The organism is Nostoc linckia z4, assembly GCF_002608075.1.
Taxonomy (GTDB): domain Bacteria; phylum Cyanobacteriota; class Cyanobacteriia; order Cyanobacteriales; family Nostocaceae; genus Nostoc; species Nostoc linckia.
Map to the genome: position 1 here is coordinate 1 of NZ_LAHA01000056.1, position 22151 is coordinate 22151.

The following is a 22151-nucleotide window of genomic DNA, read 5'->3' on the forward strand; positions in this document are numbered from 1 at the left end:
GGTTTCAACTTCAACCAATCCATCATTGACTCTCAAGGTCGCGTAATCAACACCTGGGCAGACATCATCAACCGTGCAAACCTGGGTATGGAAGTAATGCACGAGCGTAACGCTCACAACTTCCCCTTAGACTTGGCATCTGCCGAAGCGGCTCCTGTTGCAATCAGCGCTCCTGCTATCAACGGTTAATCGTTGCCCTAGTCAACTGAACTGAAAATTAAATAGAATAAAAAGCGCCCTCCATCAAGGAGGGCGCTTTTTAGTGTCATAGCAATTTGCATTTACCATCTCCATCTCCCCAGATTTTCTTCACAACTCTCTCAAAATCTTTTGCTATAAATAGAACTATCAAACTAAAAGATTTCAGGAATTTAAAATTCAAAAATTGCTAGACTGACACTTCGCAGCAATTGTTTGATTGCAACTCTTGTAGTGTCAGCACTACGCGGTTATTCAAAATACTTCAAAATCTCAGGAAACATAGCAGATAGGCTGCTCATTTTAAATGATCCCACATCTGCAAATTCAAAATCATAGAACTGGGGGTCTATATGTTTAAAAAGATTTTAGTTGCATTAGATCGGTCGGAAGTAGGGCAAAAGGTTTTTGACCAAGCCTTTAATTTAGCAAAATTAACACAAGCTAGCTTAATGCTACTGCATGTCTTATCACCAGAAGAAGATGGTAGTCCTTACGTACCTGTTGTATCTAATTTTGACTACTATCCTGGATTGAACACTCAAAGCTTCGAGTTGTACCAAAAGCAGTGGGAGACCTTTAAAACTCAAGGTATCCAAATGTTACAATCTTTCTGCGCTCAAGCTAATACAGCAGGGATTACTACGGAGTTTACACAAAATGTTGGTAATCCCGGTCGCGTTATTTGTGACTTAGCCCGTAGTTATGATGCTGACTTAATTGTTATGGGGCGTCGCGGTCGTTCTGGGCTGACGGAATTATTTCTGGGTAGTGTAAGTAACTACGTCCTTCATCATGCTCCTTGTTCAGTACATATAGTGCATCTTTCCATTACCACTAAAAAAGACGAACTTGTCAAAGAAACTACAAGTGCTTCAAGCGTTAACTAAGTATTAAATTGCATGAACTATGGGTGACTGTTGACGGTTGAATGTTAACTGTTCGCTGTCAACAGTCTAATCGAGTGGAGTAAGGAAGGCTCCGCTCAATTAATGTGCAATTTTTATGTAGAACAGCTTAGAAATAATTATTACGTGAGCGATCGCTAATTCCATGCTACCAGATAAAATTAAGTAATACTTAAGGAAAAAGCCAACATGGAAGAAGATACCACAGAAATCGTTGGTTTTCATGCTCATGTCTACTTTGATACTGCAACTCGTGATATAGCTGCCCATGTGCGTGAAGGATTAGGCGGTAGATTTGATGTAAAGCTAGGACGCTGGTTTGACCAGCCCATCGGCCCCCACCCCAAAAGTATGTATCAAGTTGCTTTCTTACCAAATCAGTTTGATAAAGTTGTCCCTTGGTTAATGCTGAATCGTCAAGGCTTGGATATTCTTGTTCACCCCGAAACAGGGGATGATGTAGCAGACCATACCCATCGCTCTCTATGGTTAGGTAATAAGCTAGATTTGAATATAGACTTTCTTCGACAGATTACAAAGCACTCTTAATTTGCCTACATATAGGCATCCGATTTGATTTTTTAACCATTCGTAAAGACTCTTAACAAGGAATGGGCAACGGGGAACAGGTAAAAAGAAATCAAAGTGTACTGAGGTTTTTGCAAAAATCAAATATGAGTCCCATAGTTGGCAAATTTGTATCAGGCATCGCTCTAAATAATCAAAATTTTTAACATAATCATTCTCACAATCTTTTAATTATTAAATCACCCTAAAGATTGATTTCCGAGAATTTTACGCTACTAATAAAGAACAAAATTAATAACCAGAATATATTTGAGATACCCTACCCTGCGATTGAGGTGATTTCTCACTTTTGTAGATAGACTATTTATGAATTATGAATTGCTGAAATTATAAGACAATACAGTTCAGTTAAGGAATTTCTTTGTTAAGGCAGGAAGCAAAAAAGTTAAACTAAACTGTATTGAATTATAAGAATTATATTTTTTGAAAAAACAGTACAGTTACAGCCATTTTTTTGTTTACTTAAATCTGTTTTATTACCAAGAAAAATCAGTTATCCAAATCAAATTTTTATAGTTTTAGCAAATCGAATAAATTTGGCTATTAATGATAAACTAATACGCTTATCTATCGCACTAATTTTCGTATAAATTTTATTCGTCATTAGTTATTACTCATTTGTGTTTCTAAAGAAAAAGAACAACTATTAACAAGAATATTTTTCAATTTTTATTTATAAAAGCAACAAAATCTATAAATAGCAAATACAAGAGGTAATGATGGCAAACGAACAAATCAAAGTTGAAAAGACTGTAACCATTAACAAACCAGCAGAAGAACTTTACCGATTTTGGCGTAACTTTGAAAATTTACCCCGCTTCATCAAGCATCTTAAAGAAGTAAAGGTGTACGACGATGCGAAAATTAGGTGGATTGTTGAAGGACTCTTAGATAGAACCTTAGAGTGGGATGCAGTCATTGTTGAAGATAAAGAAAACGAAGTAATTGCATGGGCTTCAGTTCAAAGCGCAGAATTTCAAAACTCAGGTGTAGTTCAATTTAAGCCAGCACCAGGTAATCGTGGTACTGAGGTGAAAGTAGTTAGGAAATATAACCCGCCTGGTGGTGTGATTGGAAATGTGATTGCTAAACTTTTTGGTGAAGACCCAAAACACAATCTTACAGAAGATTTACGCCACTTTAAAATGCTCATGGAAGCAGGAGAAATTGCCACAACAGAAGGTCAACCAAGAGGTCAAGGCTAAATATTTAGGAGTTTGCAAGTAAAAAAATATTTCACAGAAGACTGTTAACTGTTGACGGTTGACAGTTGACAGTCAGTAATCAACGACCCCAAGGGCAATAATTTATTTTTTGGAGTTACCTTATAGGACTTAGGCAAAAACTCTCTGAAATTCTTATTTATTTGTGTCCTTTGAGGTTTCTTTTTTCATGATTTTGCGTAAGTTCTGATTTAATACAAAAGAGGAAAAACAATGAAAGCAGTTTGTTGGAACGGCGCTAAAGATATGCGGGTCGAAACAGTACCCGATCCAAAAATTCTGAATCCGCGTGATGCTATTGTTAAAATCACTACAACTGCAATATGTGGTTCTGATTTACATATCTATAATGGCTACATCCCCACAATGGAAAAAGGGGATATCGTTGGTCATGAATTCATGGGCGAAGTTGTTGAACTGGGTAGTGGTGTCAAGAATTTAAAAATAGGCGATCGCGTCATCGTACCATTTCCCATTTCCTGCGGTCACTGCTATTTCTGCCAGCAAGACCTGTGGTCGCTGTGCGATAACTCCAACCCCAACGCTTGGTTAGCAGAAAAACTCATGGGTTATTCTCCGTCTGGTCTTTTTGGCTACTCTCACATGCTCGGTGGTTACGCAGGAGGTCAAGCCGAATACGCCCGCGTTCCCTTTGCTGATGTCGGTTTGTTCAAAATTCCTGATTTCCTCAAAGACGAACAAGTACTATTTCTTACAGATATCTTTCCCACCGGCTATATGGCAGCTGAAAACTGTAATATTCAGCCTGGTGATACTGTGGCAATCTGGGGCTGTGGCCCAGTGGGACAATTCGCCATTCACAGTGCTTATATTCTTGGTGCTGAACGTGTCATAGCCATCGATAGAATTCCCGAACGCCTACAGCTAGTGGAGAAATATACCAATGCCGAAACACTTAACTATGAGAAGGTCGATGTTGGAGAAGCCCTCAAAGAAATGACGGGTGGTCGCGGGCCGGATGCTTGTATTGACGCTGTGGGAATGGAAGCACACGGTGTGGATTTGGAATATTTGTACGACCAAGTGAAGCAAGCAGTACGTTTAGAAACAGATCGACCAATTGTCCTCAGACAAATGCTAGTAGCTTGCCGTAAAGGCGGTCACGTTTCAATTCCTGGTGTTTATGTCGGTTTTATAGACAAAATGCCAATGGGTGCTGCCATGAACAAAGCCTTAACATTCAAAATGGGACAAACCCACGTTCATAAGTATTTACCCACGTTACTAGATCACATCCAAAACGGTAAGATAGACCCGTCTTTTGTCATCACCCATACTCTACCCTTAGAGCAAGCACCGCAGGGCTACCAAATTTTCAATGAAAGGAAAGACAACTGTATTAAAGTTGTACTTAAACCGTGAATTGGGCATTGGGCATTGAGATGCGAATAACTGTTGACCGTTGACGGTTCACGGTCAACAGTCAACAGTCAACAATGAACCACCTAAACCTATTATTTATTGTTTCCACTTCCCTTATTTAGTCACGAACGATCGCCAAACCCAAAGCTTTGTAAGAAGTTAGTATGCGATCGGATACAGTTGGTGCAGTTACAAGGTAAGTAATTGCATGAATCGATTCCACAACATAAGGAGCAGCAGTATCTAACTTTTCCTCTGTGGCTAATGCAACTACTTCAGCTGCTCCAGCAATCATCGCTCGTTTGACATGGGCTTCGTCTAAGTTCTGTACGCTAATGCCAAATTCCGGATGTACGCTGCATACTCCCAACATGCACAAATCTGCACGAATCATCCGTAATGACTCAACTGTTGTAGTACCGACGTTGACCAAGGCTTTTTTGTAGAGCTTTCCGCCTAACATTACAACTTCTACATGGGGATGTTCTGCTAAGGCAACAGCAATGGGAGGACTATTTGTAACAATTGTCGCCTGCAAATCCAAAGGCAAATGACGGGCTACTTGGAGAGTTGTGGTGCCTCCATCTAAAATTACCACCTGTCCTGTAGAGACCAATTTAGCAGCTGCACGGGCGATCGCTTCCTTTTCTTTGGGTGCTTGCTTTTGGCGATCGGCATAAGAGGCAATGGCTGGCGAAATCAGAAGTGCGCCTCCATGAACTCGCTGCAAAAACCCTGATTCGGCTAATTCCCGCAAATCCCGGCGAATCGTATCCTCCGAAACCTTCAAAACCGCACTCAATTCCGATGACAGCACCTTTTTGTCACGACGCAGAATCTCCATGATAAATTGCCGTCGCTCCGCAGTTAGCATAATTGACTTTCCTGAAATTGCACATTTAATCTTGAAATTGCACGTTTGTGAGTTTATACTCATAGATATGCAGGTTCATGCATGTTTATCGCCATCTTCAAATAAATTCAAGCACATTCGTGCAAGCGAGATTTAACAATCTTAGCTTGTTGATAGTGGCTTGTTGATAGTCAATAAACGCTGCTTTGGGATTGGGAGATGGGGTGCTCTTAAGGCAGGGGAAAAGGTTAAAGGGAAAAGGGAAAAGGAATAAATTTAATCTTTCCCCTTTCCCCCGGTTGGTGAGCTTGTCGAACCATACCCCTTTCCCTTTCCCCATACCCTGTTTGCCCAATGCCCAATGCCCTTGAAATCCCAGGAATAAATTATGACTTTTACCAACATTCAATTTCCCATTGATTTGAGTGCTTACAAACGAGTAATTCTCGATCTGACAAATCCAACTCTTACCTTGGAGCAACGAGAGAACCTCAAAGCTAATATTCAATTGTGCCGTGATGCGATCGTGTTTTTTACAGCCACCGGAGCTGCTAGAGGGGTGGGTGGCCATACTGGGGGGCCTTATGACACAGTACCAGAGGCGATTGTACTTGATGCCTTGTTTCGGTCAGTATCCGATAAGTTTGTGCCGATTTTCTTTGATGAGGCCGGACATAGAGTTGCAACTCAGTATTTGATGGCAACTTTGCACGGTGACTTACCAAGCGAGCAACTCCTACACTATCGCCAAGCACATTCCCACTTACCAGGACACCCGGAATTAGGGTTAACTCCCGGTGTCAAGTTTAGTTCTGGACGATTGGGACACATGTGGCCTTACGTCAATGGTGTCGCAATGGCAAATCCAGGTAAAGTGGTTTTCTGTCTTGGTTCCGATGGTTCCCAGCAAGAAGGCAATGATGCTGAAGCTGCTCGCTTAGCTGTTGCTCAGCATCTTAATGTCAAGCTCATCATTGATGATAACGATGTGACCATCGCCGGACATCCTTCAAAGTATCTGTCTGGTTTTAGTGTTGCCAAAACCTTACAAGGGCATGGATTGAAGATACTCGAAGGAGATGGGGAAGATATAGACGACCTATACCATCGTATTTACGAGGCTGTAAATACTCCAGGGCCAATTGCCATCATCAATAAACGCCCCATGTGCCCTGGTATTACAGGGTTAGAAGGCTCTACTCACGGTCACGATGTGATTTCTGTAGAGTTAGCTATTCAATATCTCGAATCACGCGGACAAACTGCTGCTGTTGAGTACATCAAGAGTATTCAAAAACCAAAACAAACCTACACTTTTTTTGGCTCTAGTAATAAATGGGATGCTAATCGCAACGTGTTCGGCGATGCGGTGGTTGCTGTGTTAAGTCACCTCAGTGAAGTAGAGCGCAAGGAAAACGTCAGAGTCATCGATAGCGATCTTGAAGGCTCGTGTGGTTTGAAGAAAATTCACGATGCATACCCGGAAATTTTTATCTCCTCTGGCATTATGGAGCGGGGGAATTTTTCTGCCGCAGCGGGATTTGGCATGGAATCAGGGAAACAAGGTATTTTTGCAACCTTTAGCGCTTTCTTAGAAATGTGTATCTCTGAGATTACGATGGCGCGGTTGAACTACTCAAATATACTTTGTCACTTTTCCCATGCAGGTATCGATGATATGGCGGATAACACCTGCCATTTCGGTTTGAATAATATGTTTGCGGACAATGGTTTAGATGATGGCTACCAAACACGTCTTTACTTTCCATCTGATGCTAATCAGATGAAAGCCTGTGTAGAATCTGTGTTCTTTGAACCTGGACTGCGGTTTATTTTCTCCACCCGTTCTAAAGTGCCATTAATTCTCGACAACAATGGCCATGAATTTTTTGGTAGTGACTATAAATTTGTTCCTGGTAAAGATGAAATAATTCGAGAAGGAACGCAAGGCTATATTGTGAGCTTTGGTGATGCTCTATATCGTGCCCTAGATGCAGTTGAGCGCCTCAAGCAAGAAGGTCTAGATGTAGGTTTAATTAACAAACCAACTTTAAACGTTATTGATGAAGAGATGATGACAAAAATCGGTAATGCCCCTTTTGTACTTGTGGTGGAGTCGTTTAATCGTCGAACTGGATTAGGTAGCCGTTTTGGTAGTTGGTTATTAGAGCGTGGCTTAACTCCCAAATACGCTTATCTTGGTACTCATCAAGAAGGTTGCGGTGGTTTGTGGGAGCAATTTCCACATCAAGGAATTGACCCAGTGAGTATTATCAACAAGGTTAAAAATTTAGTCGAATAATTTTTCCAAGACAACAGCTAACAGTTGGATACCCCAGACCTAAATTAAGATAATTTGCAACAGATACCGGATTTTTTTAAACTCCGGTATCTTACTTAGAGTTTGTTGAAAAAGTAAATTGAGGGAATATAATAGGAAAAATTATTCCTAAGTATAAATGCATGATAGAAATTGTACTATTAAATTCTTTTTTACTACTTTCTCAAGCACCCACACCAGAACGAAAATTTATTGAGTTGAAAAATCAATTAGAAAAATTTGGGTTTCAAGTAATAATTCAGTTACCTCCTAAGCGCGGTGCTTATGGATTATTACAGGAAACTACCAAAAAAATTTGGATTAATCCAGTAGTATTTGACCTACAAATCGGTACTCAAACCATAATTCACGAAGCTGTTCATGCTGCACAAGTATGTGCGGGAAAAGGAAAAATAAAAACTTTAGGTTTAGACATTCAGCCTATCAATTATGCTCGACCGTTTTTTATGCACTATACGGATATCCACAGGCAAGATTTAGAAAGAGAAGCTTATGCAGTGCAAACTCAACCTCATAGTTTTGAACTGGTTATGTCTCTTCTTCAAAAACATTGTAAATAATTAGGGACTTCCAAGTAAAAAATATTTCATAGAAGACTGTTAACTGTTGACCGTTGACCGTTGACAGTCAGCAGTCAACAGCAGCAAGATTTCACAAATGATTTATACCATTTCTTTGTGAGGCTGCGCCAAATTTTTTTTCTTTCTTTCTTTCTTTCTTTCTTTCTTTGTGTCCTTTGCGCCCTTTGCGGTTTGTTCCTCATACAAGGCGAACGCATCTTCATACAGAATTGGTATTAGGACTGCTATATATAGGAATCCTATTTGATTTTTGTAGGACTTAGGCAAAAACTCTCTGAAACTCTTATTCCTCCGTGTCCTCTGTCTTGAAAAGTTCAGAGCGCCGGCTTCCGGCGCTCCGACTTTTCGCTGCGTCCTCTGCGGTTAGATTTTCCGTTACTTGTGCGTAAGTCCTGTTTTGAACAAAATTCCGTACACTTTACTCTTTTATAACCCTCTTGCCTGCTTATACAGTTCATTAATCAAATCGGACTGCTATATAAATACTGCTTTTACTGCCAAGCCAGGGAGAAAATTTGCAATTCTGGTTCGCTTAGCATTAAAGTCAGTGGAGAGCGATCGCACTCATGAGTATTTTGTGAAATCCTATCAAAGAAGATGGGATTTGGCGCTGGCTGTTGGTCTTTGAGGGTTTTATTAAATTTAATTAGCAATTAGCTATATTACTAATAAACTATTAAATAACTATTGTGCTGAGCATTAAATCAACCTATGCCAAAAACTAAGTCACCCAAAGCCGATCCAGCTGTTCTCGTGGCGGTTGCTGATTACTTTAAGGTTTTATCAGAAGCAAGCCGATTACAAATTTTGAGCTGTCTGAGGTCGGGTGCAATGAATGTGATGGAAATTGCCGAGGCCACTGGTTTAGGACAGGCAAATTTATCTAAGCATTTGAAAGTGTTAACTCAGGCTGGAATTTTATCTCGTCAGCCTAGAGGTACCAGTGCTTATTACGAGATTGTCGATCCAATGATTTTCGAGCTTTGTGAATTAGCGTGCGATCGCATTAGCGAACGCGTCCAACAGCAGGCTGAAAGCCTAAAAACTCTCCGGGGCAAAACAGCAATTTTTTGAACGAGAAAACACACTCAAAATCGAGGGTGATAGTAGGAGCGTATCTAACTTGTTTTCAGCCCAGTTAATTTGCCAAACTTGGCAACGTCAATATAATCGACTACCAGATGCCTTGATTGTGGAAAATTGCCAGCAAGTGGGAGGGCATTTCAGCCAGTGCGAAGATGTGAACTCTCCAGGATTCTCCATAGAGTCTGTGATTTTTCAGTCCGTCACAGAACTGATGGCAGAGTTAACCCAACCTCAAAAACCAATGCACTTAAACATTGTTGTCCAAAGGAAAAACCCGCTTCAGATAAATTAGAGGTCGTAACGATTATGGACGTGGATGAAATTATCAAACGCTATAACGCTGGAGAACGAAGCTTTCAGCGAGTAAATCTCCAAGAAGTAGAGCTCACCAATGCCAATTTCAGAGGTGCAGACTTCAGCAATGCTGATTTACGACAGACACGGCTGGGTAAAACCAACTTCAATCAAGCATGTCTGCGGGAGGCAAACCTTAGTGAAGCAATCCTCTGGGGAATCGACTTAAGTGAAGCCGACTTGTGTGGCGCGATTTTGCGTGAGGCTGATTTGACTGGTGCAAAGCTGGTTCAGACACGCCTAGACAAAGCCAACTTAATCAAAGCTAGTTTGGGTGGTGCTAATTTGAATGGTGCAAAACTCTCTGGTTGTCTGTTAATTCAAGCAGACTTTCGCCCCAGTTCCAATCAACGCACAGATTTGGGATACGCTGTTTTAACTGGGGCAGACTTGAGTTACGCTGACTTGAGAGCAGTTTCACTCCATCATGCCAACTTAGATGCAGCAAAGTTGTGTCGGGCAAATTTGAGCCACACAACATTGTGGGGAGATTTGGCAACAGATCTCAGTCAAGCAAGTTTGCAAAAAGCAGACTTGAGCTATGCAGATCTTAGTGGTGCGATTCTGCGAAAAGCTAATTTGCAAGGAGCAGACTTAACAGGGGCAATTCTCACTGACGTTGATTTCCAAGGTGCAATCATGCCTGATGGTACAGTTCATGATTGAGGATGAGCGATCGCCAAGAACAACCATATCATGTCCGGTTGAAAACTTATCATTTAGGAGGCAGGGGTTCTGGGAGCAGGGGTGAAGTGTTATAAAATTTGCTTGAACAAACCTGAAATTGTTGGAAGCCCTAAGTGCTTTATTCCACGCCATTACTAAGTATCTGTATATTAAAGTTTGTCTAAAGTTCAGACCATTGCTTGTTTCCAAAACTTTGTATTTTGGGACATTAGTCTATTATCAATTTTTATCGGCGTTCCAATTCAGATATTATCTCTGTTGATCGGAAGATTTAAATCTTTACGGCAATAGTATATTGGTAAAAGTAATAATACTGATAATTTACGCTACATACTATCAGTACTTGAAAATCTATACTAAATTTTTACAATAAAACTCAGCACTCGGATATTAACTTTATAATATTTTTCTTAAAAATATTGTTAAATGAAAGGTGCAAAAAAAAGGTAGGAGGATAGGATTCAAAAAATATATAAGTCATTCACACTACCATAAATAATGCTCCCAAATAACTTGCTTAATGCTGAAATATATTTTCAGCTATGTGTGCTGCCTTAAATTAAATAGCACAAAATATTAAAACAATTTTTATCTGACCTTAACTACAAATCAGCCGAAAATGCAACTTCATAAAGACTGATTTTTGAGATAAAAATTAATTTACAGACTCTTTTGGGGTAGACAACAACCAACAGATAACAGGGAATAGCGATGGCGACGTTTAGTTGTAGGTCGGAGCTACAGTTTAAAAAAAGATGTTTTTACTAGACGAAAAGCGCGATTCTAAACGGTGTCCTTGTGACCATGCCATGCTGAAAAAAGTGGGTTTTCCTGTTAATAGTTCCTGTTGTCTCTGAACTATCAGATAGCATCATCCAATAATTTTGAATTGAGGATTTCACAATTACTACACTTGAGTGATACTAATGCAACTCTATACACCTATTGAAATTCAACAACTCCAGGAAAACGAAGACCTTCCTTACTTAAATCAAATTTTAGAGTGGGTTAAAACTTTTTTAGGAAAACCCCATCCACTTTTAGGCAGACCGGGTGCAGTTTGTCCTTTTGTACCTCACTCTATAAGAACCAACAGTATTCGTTTGGCAGTTATTCGTAGCAAAGACTTGTATCCAGAACAAATAGAAAATCTTGTCAAACGCTACCGAGATATCTTTCTAGAGATGGATGCTAAAGAACAAGAATCAAGAATTAGTAAAGCTTTTTTATTGATATTTCCTGATATCGATATAGAGGATGCGCCGAAAATCATAGACAGCATACAACAAAAACTTAAACCTTTGTTTGTCGAATCAGGATTAATGATTGGAGAGTTTCATAAACGCAATCAAAGTCCTGGTTTACATAACCCAGACTTCCGTCCACTACGTAGCCCCGTACCATTGTTGGCTATCCGATTTATGGTTGAAGCAGACTTGCCTTTTCTTCAAAGTCCTGTCGATTTACATTTACGCATTCGGTATTTGGAAGCTTATTTAAAGCGGTTTGGCGGTAAATTTACAGATGAAAATAGATTTAAAACTGCCTATCAGGTATTGGCTTTGGCGAAAGCAGAAGTAGAAGCAGCAACCTTAGTGAGTCATTAGAATTTCAATCAACTATGAGTTATCATCTACCTTTGATATAGCGATTCCCACTTCAGTGAGGTAGACAAACTTTTGTTTTTAAAGGCGCAGCGTCGCAGAGTCACACAGAGGTTTGCCCAATAAGATAAGCGAAGTACTCAGTACCTCAGCAGATTGGGAAACGCTATAACTGATAACCAGTGTCAGGCTTGTATTGAATTTTTCCAGAAACAACCTACTGTTTTGGCTATTTATTGTGTATCTTGTGTTCCCTGTTTTCTTCTAAAAATTTTCCATCAAAGATTCCAGTGCGCCACTTCAAACATCACTGAAATCTTGCTTTTGATAACATTTCACTTTATTTATCATAGGAATGAGCGCAGATAAGTAACTCAACCTAAAAAAACGTCATACATAGATGTCAATAAATGTAGTGGCGTGGCAAGGTTAAAATAGTGCATTAGTAAACTCTTGTGGGGTGGGCATCCTGCCCGCCCGGACGGGTGAGGACACCCATCCCACAAGAAATTTTATTGCAACATTTAAGGCTTGTCACGCCAGTAGGGTGTGTTATGCCGTAGGCTAACGCACCTCTGTAGACTGTACTATAGCAATTGAGGTGCGTTACGCTTTGCGATAACGCACCCTACCATTGTTTTATGTTTAATTAAGTTGACCTACTTATTAACGTTACCAAAGCATTGGCAGAATCGGTGAATGTCGATGAGATGGATAATGCGATCGACTATAGCGTAACTCGACTACGGGGCGATCGCCAAAAATTATTTTTTGAAAAAATGATTTAACTAAATAATTTTTTATAGAATTTCTGAGAAATGAATGTTTAAAGTAAAGCTTTTATATTCAAGCTAGTATCATGAATATTAGTTTAAGTTCAGGGTACAATTTATGTCTGTTGTACATAACAGTGAAATTGCTCGGTTAGTCAAAACTGATTATAATCTCAAAGATTTGCAAAATATTAAATTACTTCTAGAGGAAAAAGGAACATTTAATTTCCCTGTTTTAGACAATGGTCTTTTTCCTGCGGCAAGTGTGGCAGATAAAACTAAATATACGGGATATGCAGCTGTATGGATACGTGATAATGTATACGTCGCCTATTCTCACTATCTTTTTGGAGAGACTTCCATAGTCATTAATAATATTAAATCTTTGTTCCAATACTTTCAAAAACATCAGATTCGGTTTGAAAATATTATTAATGCTCAAGTCACTCCCGATCGAGTGATGGAACGTCCTCACATTCGATTTAATGGAGAAAATTTAGAGGAAATTAATCAGTCTTGGGAACATGCACAAAATGACGCTTTAGGATATTTTTTATGGTTTTCTTGTAAATTAATTAGCGATAAAATTTTAGAGCCAACTCAAGATGAGATTAAAACCTTAGCACTTTTTCCTTTGTATTTTGATGCTGTTTCTTACTGGGAAGATGAAGATAGCGGCCATTGGGAAGAAACTCCGAAAATCGAAGCTTCTAGTATCGGTGTTGTTCTTGCATCTCTTAAGGCTCTCAAACAACTAAAAATAGACTATCCTCATATATTCCAAAACTGTAGATATCAAAATAAACTCGTTACAATCGAACTTTTAGATAATTTAATTCAGAAGGGCATAGATGCACTGAATAAAATTCTACCTTCAGAATGTATTCAACAAAATAAAGAAAGGCGATATGATTCGGCTTTACTTTTTTTGATTTATCCTTTGGAAGTTTTGAACGATTCGATAGCTGGGGTTATTCTTGGAGATGTAATTAATAACTTGCAGGGAAAATATGGGATATCTAGATATTTAAATGATTCTTTCTGGTGTCGTGACTATACAGATCTTCCTGAAAGTATACGTACAAGCATATCTACAGAACGAGAGCAGTGGCTAAAAGAAAATCAGCGTGCTTTAAAACAAGGTGAGGAAGCTCAATGGTGTATTTTCGATCCAATTATTTCCACTATATTTGGTATGAAATTTATCAAAACTCAGCGAAAGGAGTTTTTAGAAAAGCAAATATTATATCTAAATCGCTCACTCGGACAAATAACAGCAGAGGATTTTCAACTTGGCGGTTTTAAATGTCCTGAGTTGTACTATCTCGAAAAAGATAATTACGTACCAAATGATGCAACACCACTATTATGGACACAAGCAAATCTGCGTATAGCTTTGAAAATCATGGAAGAAAGTTTAAAGCTAAAATAGTTCAATAATTCAGTCATTAGTCAGTGGTCATTAGTATTACACCTCGGCTTCCCTCGGTGTAAGCCTGAGCAAAGTCGAAGGCTTACTGGATACGATAAATTAAATATAACTACTAATGACTAATGATTAATGACTAATGACTCGAAATCCTCGCTGCGTAAAGCTGGGGAATGAGTTAATAAAGAGCGATCGCCTTTTTCATACCCAAGCAAATTTTTATGGCAAATACTATTTTAATCACGGATTCTCTAGTTCCCGATCCTATACCCAAACCAAGTATTATTCGTTTAGAAAATATATATAAAGTCTATGGCACTGGTGAAACTGAAGTCAAAGCACTCAACGATGTGAATTTGACTATCCACGAAGGCGAATATTGTTCAATTATGGGGCCTTCTGGTTCTGGTAAATCTACAGCCATGAATATTATCGGCTGTCTAGACCGACCCACAGGCGGTCATTATTACTTAGATAATATTGATGTGGCGCAAATGGACGATAAATCCTTAGCACACATCCGGAATAAAAAACTGGGGTTTGTGTTCCAGCAATTCCATTTATTACCCCAACTTACAGCATTAGAAAATGTGATGCTGCCAATGGTATATGCTAACGTCAATCCCAAAGAAAGGAGCGATCGCGCCACAGAAGCACTGACACGAGTCGGTTTAGCAAAACGCCTCAACAACAAACCAACCCAACTATCAGGGGGACAACAACAAAGGGTAGCGATCGCCCGTGCCATTGTCAACCGTCCCGTAGTCCTCCTGGCCGATGAACCCACCGGCGCACTTGATTCTCGCACAACCCAAGAGGTTTTAGACATCTTTAGCGAACTCAACGCCAGTGGAATCACCGTTGTTATGGTTACCCACGAACCAGAAGTAGCGCGTCAAACTCACCGCATCGTTTGGTTCCGCGACGGTGAAGTAGTACACTCTAACTTGACTTCATCTGACTTAACTCAGCTGGTAATGTCTTGATAAAGCTGTGAGTGTTGACTGCTGACTGTCAACACTCAACAGTCAACAGTTATCAAATTAACTTACAAACTCGGCGTTTTACCAGTTTGTGCTTGTGTTTCAATAGGCTTAACATCGGTGTAACCCATTTCACCGGCTATTGTCCGGAACACCGATATTTGCTCATCAAAATCTAGTGCTTCAATTTGGGAAAGTAAATCATTAATCGCTTTACTTGGCTTGTAGCTAGCTGGTAAACCAACAACTTTATCACCCATAGCTACTGCCCAAGCATACCAAACTAACAACTGATTGTTTTCTTTAATCGCTCCATAAGCGCGGGAATATTCTGTATCTTTGCGGTTAACTATATCCCGCATAATTTCCAATTGCTCGTCATCTGATAAATCAAAATAATCTCCTAGCAACTTTGGTGCTAATTCCGGATCGGTAGCGGCGGGAGCAGCTGGGGTAATGGAATCACCCATTTTTTTATAAACAAGATAGAACCAAGCTAATTTGGCATCGGTATCTAATGCATTAAACGCATCTACCACTTTTTGAGTTTCATTGCTTCGAGCTTGAGAAATATTTTTATCGTAACTTGTAGTCATAACTTTTCTCCAACACAATTTAATTAATAGGCCAAACTAGAAGTTACTAAAGTTTGAACGTCAGACTCTACTATCAATAGAAAGAGTTCAATTAACTATTAAATTTCAGATTAATCTATCTTTTAATAGAGGTAAAAATCTCTCGCAAGAAAGTAATAAATTAGTGAATTACTTTGCTAGCATTGCTCCAGCAATAAAAATTTACTTAAGGTTTTAATTATGCCAGATGAAATTAAACCCAATGTTAATGAAGCTCCCACCCATGATGCTCAATTAGCAGCTGAAAACATCGCTAGCGGTGAAGAAAAAGCCCCAAAAGTGGATTTTGAAGCTGATTATGCAGCTGCACAACAATTCAGCGTTAGTGAAGTTGACCGCACAGGTGAAGGCGCAGCAGTAGCCGAAGCTGCAACTGCTCCCAAACAAAAAGTCCCTGAAGCAAAAGAAATCAAAACACAAACCCAGTCAACTGGTAATCCCGATGATTATAAAGAGTTGGCTAAGGAAGTTGGAAATTCCAAAACTGAAAGTGTAACTAGCGTTGATGACAATTTGGTAGAAAAGGCTTTAGAAAAAGGTCAGCCGAAAAAATAAGTTTTTCTCATCCTAAATCTATTATGTGGAGACGTTGCATTGTAACGTCTCTACATTTTGAATTTTCATTTCATCACTTCTAGTAACTCGCTAGGTTTATGAATCAAATAATCTGGATTTTGCTTAGCGAGTACTTCTGATGAATTAAAACCCCAAGTCACTGCAATTACTTGGATATTTGCTTTTTTTGATGCTTCTATGTCTCTCGTTTCATCTCCTACATAAATTACATCTTGGGGCTTTAATTGTTTTTGCTTCAATACATTATTAATAATAGTTGTTTTACCAAAAATTGTAATTCCTGAATATATAAAATCAAATAAGCGATCTAAACCATTAATTTGGAGAAATTGTGTAACATTTTCTTTGGAGTTAGAAGTAATAATTCCCAGTTTGTATCCTTGAGCTTGGAGTTCTACCAATGCTTCCTGAATTCCAGGAATAGGCTTTAATTCGGGGATTTTGTTTTTTAATTCTCCTTTCACTTTTTTAACTAAAAAAGGTATTTTAAACAGCGAAACTCCAGAGTATTTAATAATTTCTCTGGATGTTAAGTTTTTGAGTAACGCTAATTGGTCTGGGGTTATTTGGATATAACCAAAGTCTACAGCTAGACGATTAGCAATACTGACAAGGGCGTCTACTGTATCAGCAATTGTGCCATCAAAATCAAAAATAATTACTTTTTGAGTCATCTTTCGCTTAGATGCGTCAAGATTAGCTTGAGCGTTGCGTCGTAACATTTCTGGCTTAATCCGTCGTAAGGCGGATGCTGGAAATCGTTTATTCCAGTCTCCATAAGAGATTTGGGCTAACTCTAGCAGTCGGGGAGCAAGATTCTGAGGATAGGGCGCAAACTCAGCGATATCAGTATTCTTCGCAAAACGTTGATTCCAAGGACAAACATCTTGGCAGATATCGCAACCAGCAACCCAGCCTTGCAAATGGGGTGTAAGTGTTTGTGGCAATTCTTCTGCCCGATTTTCAATTGTATGATAAGCAATGCAGCGATTGGCATCCACCACAAAAGGCTGAGTAATTGCATCGGTGGGACATGCTTGAAGACAACGAGTACAACTACCGCAGTGTTCTGTATGGGGGCGATCGCTTTCTAGTTGCAAATTGGTTAACACTTCTCCCAAAAATACCCAAGAACCATACTCGCGTGTAATCACATTACCATTTTTGGCAATCCAACCAATTCCCGCTTTTTGTGCCCAGACTTTATCTTGCACTGGGCCTGTGTCTGCATAATAAATGGCTTGTATATTTTCATCCAGTGATTCTAACCAGGTGGCTAGCTGCTTGAGTTTTTTATGCATTACCTTGTGATAATCCCTTCCCCAGCCATAACGAGAAATTTTGCCGTATTCTTCCCCTTGGGGACGTTGATATGCTGTGTAATAATTCAGCGCTACACAAACGAGCGATCGCACTTCTGGCATCACCAACCTAATATCCTGGCGCTTTGGGTTACTCATCCATTCCATATCAGCCTGATAACCCAGCGCTAGCCATGCTTTCAACCTCTGTGCTTCTGTAACATCTACCTTGTCCACAGCAGCAATTCCAACTTTGTGAAAGCCCAACTCGCTGGCTTTTTCTTTGACGACCCTGCTGCTGGTTACGGAAGAGTAATTCATTGTTTTATATTTGAATTTGCCTAACTACAGGCATAATTATTATACATTAATGTAGTCATTTTTTTGATAAATATTTGTGACTTGTTTTACATTCAGATCGTTAGACTTCTAAGAGAAGTCGGGAAAAGGGGAAGGGTAATGGTTCGACAAGCTCACCAACCGGGGAAAGGTTTAGTATTTTGCCTTTTTGCAATCAAGATGCATCCCTTTGACCACAAGAGTGCAAAAAGCAATTAACCCAAGCGTATTGAGTGATATCCCACGTGAGATAAATCTGGTGGCTTGTACCATTTAGTTTTCTTGACTTGCAACTTCCGATTTTTTCGGTCAACGGTCAACAGTCAACAAATCCACCATCAGAAAGATTTAAACGTATGTAGCAACTATCTCAATAGTGGCTTTTTTTTTAAGGATTTTTGTAATCAAATTAATATTTAGCTAATGTAATATAGGTAATTTTATGACCTCTGCGGAAATATCCCCAGTACAGTTGCAAACAGAATTGCAAATTCCAGGAATTACACAAACAAGTGTAATGCGTTATTTTGAAACATTGAATGCGGGAGACTTTGAGCAAACTGCGGGTTTATTTACCGAGGACGGTGTGATGCGTCCACCCCTGGAATCTGATATTGTGGGACGTGATGCGATCGCAGCTTACTTAAAGCAAGAAGCCCAAAACATTAAAGCTTACCCCAATACAGGAATAAGCGACACATTGGAAAACACTACCATCCAAGTCCAAGTAACAGGTAAGGCCCAAACTTCTTGGTGTGGCGTCAATGTCTTGTGGACATTTATCCTCAACCAACAACAGCAAATTTTATATACTAGAATCAAACTTTTAGCTTCACCTCAAGAGTTACTATCTTTACGCCCTCAAAAATAGTAAGTATAGCAGGCAACAGACAATAGGCAAAAAGTCCATGAACTCACGTCCTAAACTATGCTCCAACTGCCAACTCATTTGACTAATTCGGGTAAAGTAGCTTCTAACTTGAGACAGTTAGCGCCATTAATTTGTAACTTGTAGTCTACTTTATCCATTAGACGATTCATAATCAACCAACCATAACCACCTTCTTGTTTTTCAACAGGGTCAGGAGCATAGTAGGTAGACATATCAAAGCCTTCACCATAATCCCAAACTTCTAGAGCCAAGTCTCGGTCTTTGAGTTCCAAACGCAGTAATATGGGCAAATTTGGTTTGTCCCTATGGGCGTGACGTACTGCGTTTGAGTAGGCTTCCACTAAAGCCAATCTCAAACGACTCGATTGGCGCGACCAATCTACCGAGTCTCCTAGCTGGATTTTCAAACATCCCAACAACCAGTTCTCAACAATATTGAGAAAATTCAAATCACTTGGTACATGAAGCTCACTTTTCATTACTTACAAAATCTCCAGCGAGAGTATAGTTTGATCGTCTTCTTGGACGTAGTTATCTGCCTGTATGCGAGCTACTAAATGGTTCAGAGAAAGCGGTTTTTCCTCTTTTTGTAAGAGTTGCCAAAGGCCATCTTGATTCAGCATAGAACGTTCAACAGGCTCAACGCCAGACACGGTTTTTACTAAATTAGATGAATTATTAAATACCATTGCTTCTGTAATACCATCACTAGTTAGTAACAGTGTGTCTCCAGGAGCGAGAACCAAGCTACAAGACTGTCCTTGCCATTTGGGCAATATCCCCAAGGGAACGCTGCGGACTTTGAGGTAATTGGGATTGTCGGCTGATGCTGCTTTGTGTGACCATAAAAGTGGATAAATGTGACCAGCATTAGTGTAGATGAGTTCCCTAGTACTAGGGGTATAACAAGCTAACACAAGAGTGATGAAATAATTATTGCTAATTAAGTCTTCACTCAAAGCGTGGTTGAGGTTCTGCATAACGACATTTGGCGCTGCTGGGGCTTCTTGAGATAATTCCCAGCGCAAGACGGAAATAACACTAGCCATAAATAAAGCAGCTGGAACGCCTTTGCCAGAAACGTCACCCACAGCCAACCACAAATCGCCTTTGGGATGGACAAAAACTTCAAAAAAGTCTCCTCCTACTTCCCGCGCGGGGTAGCAGCAGGCTTGTACTTTCACACCTTTGATATCAGGTAAACTTTGGCGGAGCAGATTGTATTGAATTTGGCGAGCCACTTCTAACTCATTGTGAATCTGCTGTTGTTTTTCCTGGAGGCGCTGGTAGAGTTTTGCTTGGGAAAGAGCTAAAGCTGCTTGTTCGGCCACACCTGCAATCAGTTGGATGTCTTCTTCTTCCCAAGGACGATGGCGTCCCCATTGATGGAGAGTCAACACAGCCACTAGATGTTGCTGATAGCTAAGCGGTACAACCAGATGATGACAAGGGTTACCGTCGTATATTTCTTGAGCAAGTTCGTAATGACGGGTTTGCAGAACTTTTTCAATTAAAGGAGTCGAGTCGAAGGCGCAATCCAACACATCAGATTGAGAATCGTAGTATGAGAACAACTCCGATGTTAAGCGATCGCCTTCTGTTGGTCTGAGCATACAACTAGTAGCTTCAAAGGTTTGTCCAATGGTTGCTACAGTCTTTTGCAGCATACTGTCGTAGTCTAAAGATTCTCGAATTGCCGTTGTCACTGCATTGAACAAAGATTCTCGGCGCAGCGCCCGACGTAACTCTTGGGTGCGCTTCTTCACTAAGCGGTATGTATCGGTGGCTTGTTCCACTAACGCCCTGAGTCGCTCTGGATTCCAGGGTTTGGTGATGTACTTGAACACCTGACCGGAGTTAATCGCATCTACCAAATCTTCGACATCGGTAAAACCAGTTAACAAAATCCGAATCGTGTCCGGAAATCGTTCCACCGTGCGACTAAAAAATTCGCTCCCACTCATTTCTGGCATTCTTTGGTCAGAAATAATCACAGCCATCTCGCCAACCTTCTCCAAGATTTCCAAAGCACCATGAGCATGATTAGCTTTGTACACTTGAAAATCTCGTCTAAAAGTGCGGTAGAGTAAATCTAAGTTGTCTGGCTCATCGTCTACCACCATGAGCTTGAGTTTGTCCACCCCTGTCTCAGCCATATTTGACTTTAATTTTTCAACTATGTTTAGTGGCGAGATAGTCTGATGTTTATCCCACCTGATAACCAACGAAAATTTAGAACTAATCATTCTCAACAGTTATCAGTTATCAGTGTTTGAAACCTTGATAACTGTTTACTGTTAGTTGAATTTAACTTTTATCCCACTAACCCAGAACGCAAGGCGCGGACTGCGGCCTGAGTACGGTCATCGGCACATAGCTTATTCAAAATATTGCGGACGTGAGTTTTAACAGTTCCGACAGTGATGTAAAGCCTTTCCGCAATTACCGCATTGCTACAACCTTCGACAATCAACTGTAACACTTCTAACTCCCTTTCTGTCAGGGTGTAGGGTTCAATTCCTTCCAGATTTTCCGCAAAATCAGGATTAGGGGCAACGGCTTTAGTATCTACAAAAGCCGATTCCGACTTTTGGGGATTTTGTTGCGCTTGTTGTAATACAATTCGAGCGATCGCCGGATCGATCCAGGCGTTGCCATTGTAAGTTACTCGTACTGCTTCCAGCAAATTATCAAATTTGATATCTTTCATACAGTAAGAGTCTGCCCCCGCAGCAAAAGCCGCCAATACCGCTTCTCGATTATCCCGCAGTGTCAAAATTAACACCTTTGTGCTTGACTCTTCGTTATTAGTAGTAGATTTTACCTCCCGTGTCAACTCAATGCCATCCTTATCTGGTAAACCAATATCTACTATGGCAATATCTGGTTGTAGCACTTTTAACATTTTTAATCCCTCAGCGGCATTAGCAGCTTCCCCTACAACTTCAATTTCATCTTTTTGTAGTAGTGCTGTCCGAATACCTACGCGAGTCAGGTCATGATCTTCAATCAGAGCAATACGAATTTTACTCATAGCCAACTTCAGCCCGTTACACTACCTTAACTGTAAAGTCGAGTTTACTAAAAAGTCTTATCTAGGCACAGATAAAAGGCATCTTCGTATAATGTCACACTTGTTGAGCAACTAATCTTACGTTGAGAAAGAACCCAATCTTGACAATCAAAGGCAGTTGATATTCCCTTAATTATCCAGCAATTCCCCATCTTTTGATAAAGCGTTAACAGTTAACAGTCAACAGTCTTCTATGGAATATTCTTGTACACCCTCATACCCCTATACCCTAAGTCCTATGTACGGTAGATAGTGGTTTTCATCCCTTAGGGTTACCCTCATGACAGAAACCAGACTGGCTCGTGTTAAATTCTTCTTTGATAAAAATATTTGATAAACTTAAC

Annotated in this window: 21 protein-coding genes and 2 pseudogenes; 15 read left to right on the top strand and 8 right to left on the bottom strand. The window is 39.9% G+C overall.

The genetic code is table 11. The features are described 5' to 3' along the window. From VF06_RS30235 to VF06_RS30255, 5 genes and pseudogenes are all read left to right on the top strand, one after another. A pseudogene (locus tag VF06_RS30235) lies at positions 1–189 on the top strand (photosystem II q(b) protein); the annotation flags it as partial. Between the two features lie 362 nt (positions 190–551). Next, a complete protein-coding gene (locus VF06_RS30240) occupies positions 552–1088 on the top strand; it encodes a universal stress protein (protein ID WP_099070941.1) in 537 nt (178 codons plus the stop codon). A 207-nt stretch (positions 1089–1295) separates the two neighbouring features. Continuing rightward, a complete protein-coding gene (locus tag VF06_RS30245) occupies positions 1296–1655 on the top strand; it encodes a DOPA 4,5-dioxygenase family protein (RefSeq protein ID WP_099070942.1) in 360 nt (119 codons plus the stop codon). A 755-nt stretch (positions 1656–2410) separates the two neighbouring features. Continuing rightward, complete coding sequence (locus VF06_RS30250; RefSeq protein WP_180267496.1) at positions 2411–2899, top strand: SRPBCC family protein; 489 nt, start codon at positions 2411–2413, stop codon at positions 2897–2899. A gap of 231 nt (positions 2900–3130) precedes the next feature. Further along, positions 3131–4300, top strand: a complete 1170-nt coding sequence (locus tag VF06_RS30255) for a zinc-dependent alcohol dehydrogenase (RefSeq protein WP_099070944.1) — start codon at positions 3131–3133, stop codon at positions 4298–4300. A 118-nt stretch (positions 4301–4418) separates the two neighbouring features. Here VF06_RS30255 and VF06_RS30260 read toward each other — a convergent pair whose 3' ends face one another. Next, positions 4419–5174, bottom strand: coding sequence for a DeoR/GlpR family DNA-binding transcription regulator (locus VF06_RS30260; protein ID WP_099070945.1), 756 nt, complete (start codon positions 5172–5174; stop codon positions 4419–4421). Between the two features lie 367 nt (positions 5175–5541). Between VF06_RS30260 and VF06_RS30270 the strand changes: the two genes are divergently transcribed. Both VF06_RS30270 and VF06_RS30275 read left to right on the top strand, forming a co-directional pair. Next, positions 5542–7455, top strand: coding sequence for a thiamine pyrophosphate-binding protein (locus VF06_RS30270; protein ID WP_099070947.1), 1914 nt, complete (start codon positions 5542–5544; stop codon positions 7453–7455). Between the two features lie 161 nt (positions 7456–7616). After that, entirely contained in the window at positions 7617–8054 is a 438-nt protein-coding gene (locus VF06_RS30275) for a DUF8637 domain-containing protein (RefSeq protein WP_099070948.1), read from the top strand. Positions 8055–8566: 512 nt separating this feature from the next. Here the strand turns inward: VF06_RS30275 and VF06_RS41460 are convergent. Then, positions 8567–8728, bottom strand: coding sequence for a hypothetical protein (locus VF06_RS41460; RefSeq protein ID WP_180267497.1), 162 nt, complete (start codon positions 8726–8728; stop codon positions 8567–8569). Positions 8729–8786: 58 nt separating this feature from the next. On the opposite strand from VF06_RS41460, the gene VF06_RS30285 reads away from it, so the two are divergent. The 6 genes from VF06_RS30285 (at position 8787) to VF06_RS30310 (ending at position 14994) form a co-directional block, all read left to right on the top strand. Then, complete coding sequence (locus VF06_RS30285) at positions 8787–9149, top strand: ArsR/SmtB family transcription factor (RefSeq protein WP_099070950.1); 363 nt, start codon at positions 8787–8789, stop codon at positions 9147–9149. Between the two features lie 49 nt (positions 9150–9198). Continuing rightward, on the top strand, positions 9199–9453 hold the full coding sequence (locus VF06_RS43030) for a hypothetical protein (RefSeq protein ID WP_244918216.1): 255 nt from the start codon (positions 9199–9201) through the stop codon (positions 9451–9453). A gap of 14 nt (positions 9454–9467) precedes the next feature. Next, positions 9468–10181, top strand: a complete 714-nt coding sequence (gene hetL / locus VF06_RS30295) for a heterocyst differentiation pentapeptide repeat protein HetL (protein ID WP_099070951.1) — start codon at positions 9468–9470, stop codon at positions 10179–10181. Positions 10182–11128: 947 nt separating this feature from the next. After that, positions 11129–11809: a DUF6875 domain-containing protein gene (locus VF06_RS30300; RefSeq protein WP_099070952.1), complete on the top strand. Its 681-nt coding sequence runs from the start codon at positions 11129–11131 to the stop codon at positions 11807–11809. 888 nt (positions 11810–12697) lie between these two features. Next, complete coding sequence (locus tag VF06_RS30305) at positions 12698–14011, top strand: glycoside hydrolase family 15 protein (protein ID WP_099070953.1); 1314 nt, start codon at positions 12698–12700, stop codon at positions 14009–14011. Positions 14012–14229: 218 nt separating this feature from the next. Further along, on the top strand, positions 14230–14994 hold the full coding sequence (locus VF06_RS30310) for an ABC transporter ATP-binding protein (protein WP_099070954.1): 765 nt from the start codon (positions 14230–14232) through the stop codon (positions 14992–14994). A 62-nt stretch (positions 14995–15056) separates the two neighbouring features. Here VF06_RS30310 and VF06_RS30315 read toward each other — a convergent pair whose 3' ends face one another. Beyond that, a complete protein-coding gene (locus tag VF06_RS30315) occupies positions 15057–15587 on the bottom strand; it encodes an orange carotenoid protein N-terminal domain-containing protein (RefSeq protein WP_099070955.1) in 531 nt (176 codons plus the stop codon). Between the two features lie 219 nt (positions 15588–15806). Between VF06_RS30315 and VF06_RS30320 the strand changes: the two genes are divergently transcribed. Continuing rightward, positions 15807–16181 (top strand): hypothetical protein, encoded by a 375-nt coding sequence (locus VF06_RS30320; RefSeq protein ID WP_099070956.1) that lies wholly within the window; start codon positions 15807–15809, stop codon positions 16179–16181. Positions 16182–16246: 65 nt separating this feature from the next. Here the strand turns inward: VF06_RS30320 and VF06_RS43035 are convergent, their stop codons facing one another. Both VF06_RS43035 and queG read right to left on the bottom strand, forming a co-directional pair. Beyond that, positions 16247–16876, bottom strand: coding sequence for an HAD-IA family hydrolase (locus VF06_RS43035; RefSeq protein WP_242062410.1), 630 nt, complete (start codon positions 16874–16876; stop codon positions 16247–16249). Positions 16877–16939: 63 nt separating this feature from the next. Further along, positions 16940–17824: pseudogene (queG, locus tag VF06_RS43040) on the bottom strand (tRNA epoxyqueuosine(34) reductase QueG); the annotation flags it as partial. Between the two features lie 460 nt (positions 17825–18284). Here queG and VF06_RS30330 point away from each other — a divergent pair. Beyond that, positions 18285–18713: a ketosteroid isomerase family protein gene (locus VF06_RS30330; RefSeq protein WP_099070958.1), complete on the top strand. Its 429-nt coding sequence runs from the start codon at positions 18285–18287 to the stop codon at positions 18711–18713. A 74-nt stretch (positions 18714–18787) separates the two neighbouring features. Here the strand turns inward: VF06_RS30330 and VF06_RS30335 are convergent, their stop codons facing one another. The 3 genes from VF06_RS30335 to VF06_RS30345 all read right to left on the bottom strand — a co-directional run bounded on the left by VF06_RS30335 (position 18788) and on the right by VF06_RS30345 (position 21768). Further along, positions 18788–19213, bottom strand: coding sequence for an ATP-binding protein (locus VF06_RS30335; RefSeq protein ID WP_099070959.1), 426 nt, complete (start codon positions 19211–19213; stop codon positions 18788–18790). 3 nt (positions 19214–19216) lie between these two features. After that, complete coding sequence (locus VF06_RS30340; protein ID WP_099070960.1) at positions 19217–20890, bottom strand: SpoIIE family protein phosphatase; 1674 nt, start codon at positions 20888–20890, stop codon at positions 19217–19219. A 158-nt stretch (positions 20891–21048) separates the two neighbouring features. Beyond that, positions 21049–21768 (bottom strand): response regulator transcription factor, encoded by a 720-nt coding sequence (locus VF06_RS30345; protein WP_099070961.1) that lies wholly within the window; start codon positions 21766–21768, stop codon positions 21049–21051. Positions 21769–22151: the final 383 nt, after the last annotated feature.